The 7,146-nt window shown below is 62.2% G+C and carries 5 protein-coding genes and 1 pseudogene; 2 read left to right on the top strand and 4 right to left on the bottom strand.

What is annotated here, in order from left to right; genetic code table 11:
* A partial coding sequence (locus VMA74_RS10085) for a diguanylate cyclase (protein ID WP_325366623.1) occupies positions 1–1,607 on the bottom strand: 1,607 nt, incomplete at its 3' end.
* 306 nt (positions 1,608–1,913) lie between these two features.
* Here VMA74_RS10085 and VMA74_RS10080 point away from each other — a divergent pair.
* Entirely contained in the window at positions 1,914–2,471 is a 558-nt protein-coding gene (locus VMA74_RS10080; protein WP_325366622.1) for an NAD(P)H-dependent oxidoreductase, read from the top strand.
* A gap of 64 nt (positions 2,472–2,535) precedes the next feature.
* On the opposite strand, the gene ppk1 is transcribed toward VMA74_RS10080, so the two are convergent.
* Both ppk1 and VMA74_RS10070 read right to left on the bottom strand, forming a co-directional pair.
* Entirely contained in the window at positions 2,536–4,668 is a 2,133-nt protein-coding gene (gene ppk1 / locus VMA74_RS10075; protein WP_325366619.1) for a polyphosphate kinase 1, read from the bottom strand.
* Positions 4,669–4,820: 152 nt separating this feature from the next.
* A complete protein-coding gene (locus tag VMA74_RS10070) occupies positions 4,821–5,606 on the bottom strand; it encodes a helix-turn-helix transcriptional regulator (RefSeq protein ID WP_325366617.1) in 786 nt (261 codons plus the stop codon).
* A 128-nt stretch (positions 5,607–5,734) separates the two neighbouring features.
* On the opposite strand from VMA74_RS10070, the pseudogene VMA74_RS10065 reads away from it, so the two are divergent.
* Positions 5,735–6,943 (top strand): annotated as a pseudogene (locus VMA74_RS10065) (MFS transporter).
* A gap of 8 nt (positions 6,944–6,951) precedes the next feature.
* Here the strand turns inward: VMA74_RS10065 and VMA74_RS10060 are convergent.
* Entirely contained in the window at positions 6,952–7,110 is a 159-nt protein-coding gene (locus VMA74_RS10060; RefSeq protein ID WP_325366615.1) for a type II toxin-antitoxin system RelE/ParE family toxin, read from the bottom strand.
* Positions 7,111–7,146: the final 36 nt, after the last annotated feature.

The following is a 7,146-nucleotide window of genomic DNA, read 5'->3' as shown; positions in this document are numbered from 1 at the left end:
CCCATGCTGCGCATCGCCAGGCCGATGCTCGCGCTCAAGCGCAGATCATCCAGGTCCACCGGAATTTCCATCCGATGCACGCGCCGGCATAGGCGCGTCGCCACCTGCATGGCCTGTTCCTGGTTCACATCGTGCAGCATGGCGACGAATTCCTCGCCGCCATAGCGGCCAAGCAGATCGGTAGGCCGCAATTCATTGTTCAGCACTTCAGCCACGGCAACCAGCGCGCGATCGCCGGCGGCATGGCCGTGCATGTCGTTGAGCACCTTGAAGTGATCCAGGTCCAGAAACAGCAGGGCAACGGAACGTTCCGTATTGGCGGTACTGGCCAGCATGCGATTGGCCGCCTCGGTCCAGGCACGGCGGTTGAGGATGTTGGTCAGCGCATCGCGGTCAGCCAGCACGCGCACTTGGTCGCGATCATGCCGCATGGTGAGCGCGCGATCGGCCAGGCCCAGCGACAGCACGATGGCTTCGAAGGCGCCCATGCCGATGCTGGCGTCATTGAGCCAATCCAGGCTCGGCAGGGCGCCGGTGGCCTGCGCGCTGGTCATGGCGGTAAGCGCCAGCAGCGGCGTCCAGCCGGTCAGGAAAAACCAGGCCTGGCGCGAGCCGCGCACAGCGGTCGCCACGGCGGTGACGAGCAGCAACAAAGCGCCGAGAATCAATACGGGATTCACCAACGCTTGTGCCATGGTCACTAGCGCATCGATGCCGGTACAGCGCAACAGCACGATCAGCGGCATCGCAAAACCCAGCGCAACCACCGGCACACGCAGTGCCGGCGCGTAGCGCTGAACATCGCAGAAGCGGCTGATAAACAACGCGGCGAACGACACCGACAGCGCCGTCGCCGAGGCGCCCAACAGTACTTCCGATCCGGCCAGCCAGCGCAAGCCAAGCGGGTGGAACAGGAAACCGGTTTCCACGCCCTGGACTAGCGCGTAGCAAAGTATGTAGCCCGTGTACCAGGCGAAGGTCATGTCACGCAGCATGATGGCGAAGCACAGGGCCATCAGTGCCATCGCAGCCATGACGGCGAAGCACGCCGTCGCAAAAGTGAGCCAGTTGGAATCTTCCAGCAGAAATCCATCCATGTCCTGCAATTTGAAGCGTTCCGGCGCGGCGAGGGTGCCGCTCGGCTCCAGTTTCAGCAAGATCGGTTGCGAGTGCGCGTTACCGATGTCGAGGCGCAAGGCCAGCCGGCCGTGGCCGTGGAACGCATCGCCGAAATCGTCCATGGCGTAGGTATGGATAGGGCCTTGTTCGCCATAAAGCGTGATCGAGCCAAGCGGCGCGGGGTAGATCGACAACACGCGCTTCCCGCCTGGACCGTTCGTTTCAGGTTGCAATACGACCCAGCTGCCTCGCCCAGAGCGCGGAAAACGCTGCAGCAGCGCGGGATCGAATGGCCTGAGTGCTCCCTGCCGAAACGCGGCCATGATTGCCGCAGGTGTGTCGCCCTGTGTCGCTTCGTGCCAGGCGCCATACAGGTGCATCTGCTTTGCACCAGCCGTCACCTGCGAAAACCACAGCAGCCAAATCAACGGCAAGGCGGCCAGCAGCCACCTGCGCGTCTTGCCTAGTTTGCACCATGCCTCCGACACTTCATCCCCCCGCTCCCTGAAGTGGCTTGTGCTTCCGCTTCTTCACGCCGGATACCGCGACGGCCATGGGCAGGCAGGTTTCTACGACCTGCTGCGCCCCTCGGCCGCTATGGGAATCGCCGGAATCCTTAAACCAAACGGTAGCGTCTTTCCATCGTGTAACAAAGCCTCCAAAAAGCGTGCCATGCAGGACGCATGCCAGCGATCGCGGGTGGATCGTTCTGTCGCGATTTCACGTTGGTTTGCAGGGCGCCGGGGCATGTTCTTCAACCGCTACGACGATTTTGAATCTGCGAGGAGAGCGGCATGTCTGCAATCAAGGTAGCAGTGCTGGTCGGCAGCCTGCGCAAAGACTCCTTCAACCGCAAACTGGCCAAAGCGGTGGAGCGGCTGGCGCCGCCGGAGCTGTCGTTCGAGCACGTGCGCATCGACAACCTGCCGCTGTACAACCAGGATTTCGACAGTGATTACCCGCCGGTATGCCAACAACTGAAGGCGCAGATCAAGGCGGCCGACGCCCTGCTGTTTGTCACACCCGAATACAACCGCTCGATTCCCGGTGTGCTGAAGAACGCCATCGATATCGCCTCGCGTCCCTACGGCTCGAGCGCCTTCGCCAACAAGGCCGGCGCGGTGATCGGCATTTCCGTGGGCGCCACCGGCACGGCGCTGGCGCAGCAGCATCTGCGCAACGTGCTGGTGTATCTGGACGTGCCGTTGATGGGCCAGCCGGAGGTGTTCCTGAAGTTCAGCGACGGCTTGATCGATGACGAGGGGAACATCGGGGTCGAGAGCACGAAGAAGTTCTTGCAGGGCTTCGTCGATCGCTACGTGGTATGGGTGAAGCGCCACGCGCATGCGTAGCGATCGACGCAGGCTGGGATGAAATCCCGGCTTTTCCGGAATTCCCCCAGCCTACGTCGCAACATCAAGGCGCCGCAGGTGCGCCTACGCCGCAATGCTTTTCCAGCAACTGCTGTTGCACGTCGTGCGCGGCTTGCACGTCGGTCGGATGCAGGCGCGCATAGCTGCCGTCCGAATGCAATTGCCAGGTGGTGGCGTTGTCGGCAAGGTAAAGGTCCAGTTCCTTGCGGATGCGCTGGCGCAGCTTCTTGTCTTCGATCGGGAAGCCGGTTTCGACGCGGCGGTCCAGGTTGCGTTCCATCAGGTCGGCACTGGCCAGGTACATGCGTTCGTCGCCGTCGTTGGCGAACCAGTACACGCGGCTATGTTCCAGGAAGCGGCCGACGATCGAGCGTACGCGGATGTTCTGCGAAACACCGGTAATGCCTGGCCGCAGGCAGCACATGCCGCGTATCAAGAGGTCCACTTTCACGCCGGCGATGCTGGCCTTGTACAACGCACGGATCATCTTTGCATCGGTGAGCGCATTGATCTTGATGATCATGTGCGCCGGCTTGCCGGCTTCCGCATGTGCGGTTTCGCGGGCGATCATGTCCAGCAGCGACTTCTTCAGCGTGAATGGCGCATGCAGCAGTTTTTTCATCTTCAGCAGCTTGCCCATGCCGGTGAGCTGGCTGAAGAGCTTGTGCACGTCTTCGCACAGCGCCGGGTCGGAGGTGAGCAGGCTGTAGTCGGTATACAGGCGCGCGTTGCCGCTGTGATAATTGCCGGTGCCCAGATGCGCATAGCGCTGCAGCTTTTGGCCTTCGCGGCGCTGGATCAGCATCATCTTGGCGTGCGTCTTCACGTCCACCACGCCGTAGATCACCACCGCACCGGCTTGCTGCAGGCGTTGCGCGAGGCTGAGGTTGGATTCTTCATCGAAGCGCGCACGCAGTTCGACCACGGCGATCACTTCCTTGCCGGCGCGTGCGGCCTCCACCAGCGCATCCACGATTTCCGAATTGGCGCCGGTGCGATACAGCGTCTGTTCGATCGTGAGTACGTCGGGATCTTTGGCCGCCTGGCGCAGCAGGTCCACCACCGGCGCGAAGGATTCATACGGATGCAGCAGCAGTACGTCCTGCTTGCTGATTACCTGGAACAGGTCTTCGGCCTTTTTCAGCGCCTTGGGGATCGCCGGCACGAACGGGGGATACTGCAAGTGCGGACTCTGGCTGCGGTTGATGATGCCGAACAGGCGCGTGAGGTTCACCGGGCCGTTGACTTCATACAGCTCCGCTTCGGTCAGCCCGAATTGCTTGAGCAGGTAGTCGATGAGTTTCTTCGGGCAGTTGTCGGCCACTTCCAACCGCACGGCGTCGCCGAAGCGGCGCGAGAACAGCTCGCCGCGCAGCGCGCGGGCGAGATCGTCCATTTCTTCCGGGTCGATGGTGAGGTCGGCGTTGCGGGTAAGCCGGAACTGGTAGCAGCCGAGCACTTCCATGCCCGGAAACAGTTCGTCCGCGTGGGCATGGATGATCGAGGACAGCAGCACGTAGTTCTCGCCGCCTTCGCATACGTCATCCGGCAGGCGCATGATGCGCGGAAGCACGCGCGGCGCCGGCAGAATGGCCAGGCCCGAATCGCGCCCGAACGCATCCACGCCCTCCAGTTCGACGATGAAGTTGAGGCTCTTGTTGACCAGTAGCGGAAACGGATGCGTGGGATCGAGCCCGATCGGCGTCATCATCGGCGCCACTTCCTGGCGGAAATAGCGCTGCACCCAACGCTTTTGCGCGGCTGACCAACTCTCGCGGCGCACGATGCGGATACCGTGCCGATCCAGCTCCGGCAGCAGGCGCTCGTTGAGAATGCTGTACTGGCGCGCGATCTGGCGATGCGCGATCTCGCTGATCTCGGTGAGCGCCTGCTTGGGCGGGATGCCGTCCGGCCCCACGATCTCGTGGCCGAAGGCGAGCTGGCTCTTCAGCCCGGCCACGCGGATCTCGAAGAATTCGTCCATGTTGCTGGAAAAGATCAGCAGGAACTTCAGGCGTTCCAGCAGCGGCGTGCGCTCGTCCAGCGCCTGCTCCAGCACACGGTTGTTGAATTGCAGCTGAGACAGTTCGCGGTGGATGTAATGCGCTTTGTCGCTGAGATCGACCGCAGGCGTGGGCTCTGCTGTTTCCGGCGTAGGCAGGGTGACTGCGGACATGGTGTCCTCGTTGGGGCGTTTGCTGATCGAACGTTGCATCGACTTCTTTGACGGGTGCGCGGCAGCGTCCAGCATGCCATGGCTTGGCCATGGTGCGGGGGCGCCTTGACACCGGTATGACATACGTCGCGGAAAGGCGGCGTCATTGCCTGTCAGGAATGGCTGCCATCCGCCAGGTAATGACTGGGCGCAGCCCCCAGCGTACGCCGGAATGCCGCCGTGAATGCGCTGGCGCTGCCATAGCCCAGCTCCATCGCCACCCGCGTCACCGGCTGTCCGCGCCCCAGCCGGGTCAGGGCCGCCATCAGGCAGGCCTGGTGGCGCCAGTCGCTGAAGCTCATGCCGGTCTGTTCGCGGAACAGGCGGGTAAAGCTGCGACGGCTCATGCCCGCTTTGCGAGCCATGCTGTCGATATCCACGTCCAGCGAAGGTGATGCGAGCAGTGCCCGGCACAGTTGGGCCAGCCGGGGATCTTGCGGCAAGGGGGTATTGAGGGGCAGGGCGGGCATGCGAGCGATTTCTGCAACCAGCAGGCGCATCACGTCATCATCGCGGCTGCCCAGTTCGTATTCGGCGGGCACGTCCACCGCTTCGGACAGTAGTGCGTGCAGCAAGGGCGACACGCTGATCACGGTGCAATGCACGGGCAGGCCGGCCTTGGCGGCGACCTCAGGGAGCACATAGGCGCTGCGCGTGCTGGTCAGTCCACCCATATGCACCGCATGGGTGACACCGGCAGGAATCCACAGTGCACGGTAGGGCGGCACCACCCAACTGCCTTCGCTGGTGGTGACGGTGAGTACGCCGGTCACCGCATACAGGCATTGCCCGCGTTTGTGCCAGTGGCTGGGTAGCGTCAGGCCGGCAGCGTAGTCGTTGCCGGTGGCGACGACGTCACGGGGCGTGTCTTCGTAGCCGATGACCCGGGTATTGCGCACGTCTGCTCCTGTTTGGCCCGAATTCGCTAGAAGTTGACCCAATAGTGCATGCAGGCCGCATGCGGCTACTTTAAGGTGGCATCCGCATCCGGGCAATGTTGCCGGCTTCCCCCTATCCCGAGGAACTCATGCAGAACTCCGCCGAATCGGTTTCGCTGCCGTCGACTGCGCCGCGCACGGATTACACCGTGCTGGGCGCGATCAGTTTTTCGCATCTGCTCAACGACATGATCCAGTCGTTGATTCTTGCGATCTATCCGCTGCTGAAGAGCGGCTTTCATCTCAGCTTTGCGCAGGTAGGGCTGATCACGCTTACCTATCAGGTCACCGCGTAGCTGTTGCAGCCGGTGGTCGGCATGGTGACCGATCGCAAGCCCATGCCTTATTCCTTGCCGGTTGGCATGGGTTTCACCTTGTGCGGCTTGTTGTTGCTGGCGACGGCGCCGAATTTTGCGGTGCTATTGCTGGCCGCTGCGTTGGTGGGTACGGGCTCATCGGTATTTCATCCGGAGTCGTCGCGCGTGGCGCGCCTGGCTTCGGGGGGGCAGCATGGTTTGGCGCAGTCGCTGTTCCAGGTCGGTGGCAACACGGGCTCATCGCTGGGGCCGTTGCTGGCGGCGTGGATCATCGTGCCGCACGGGCGTGGCAGCGTGGCGTGGTTTTCGCTGGCGGCGTTGCTGGCGATGGTCGTGTTGTTGCAAGTGGGCCGTTGGTATCGCTTGCATCACGTCAGTCGCAGCAAGGCGGTGCGTCACGTGTCGGGAGAAATGCTCAGCCGCAACAAGGTGGTCATGTGCCTGCTGATCCTCGGCTTGCTGATTTTCTCCAAGTACTTCTATCTCGCCAGCATCAGCAGCTACTTTACGTTCTACTTGATGCACACCTTCGGCTTGTCGGTGCAAGCTGCGCAGGTGCATCTGTTCGTGTTCTTGTTCGCGGTGGCGGCCGGTTCATTGATTGGCGGACCGGTGGGTGACCGGATCGGGCGCAAGTGGGTGATCTGGGTGTCGATCCTTGGCGTTGCGCCCTTCACGCTGGCCTTGCCGCACGCCAATTTGTTCTGGACGGGCGTGTTGTCGGTAGTGATCGGCTTGATTCTGTCGTCGGCGTTTTCGGCGATCCTGGTCTATGCGCAGGAGCTGATCCCCGGACGCGTCGGCATGATCTCCGGCTTGTTCTTCGGCTTTGCGTTCGGCATGGGCGGCATTGGCGCGGCGGTGCTTGGGCGGGTGGCCGATGCACACGGCATCGACTATGTGTATTCGCTGTGTGCGTATTTGCCGTTGATTGGCGTGCTGGCGGTGTTTTTGCCGGATTTGGAGAAGGGGCGGCGGTAGGACGAGGCTCACAGATGCGGCCACGAGCGAGCAACATGCAGCTTTACTGCCTTTGCCTCGATGTCGTCCTTCAGTTTTTGCGCAGCTTGCGGATTGTCGTCGGAGATGTAATCGACGATATCGATCAGGTCAGCACGGGCAGTTTCAGTCCATTCGACGACGGGCACGACGCTTCCTGTCAATCAGCGCTTGAGCTTCATCCA

The organism is Dyella sp., from assembly GCF_035508675.1.
Classification (GTDB): domain Bacteria; phylum Pseudomonadota; class Gammaproteobacteria; order Xanthomonadales; family Rhodanobacteraceae; genus Dyella_B.
The sequence above is the reverse complement of the archived record's forward strand: the minus strand, read 5'-3'. Positions and strand labels throughout refer to the sequence as shown.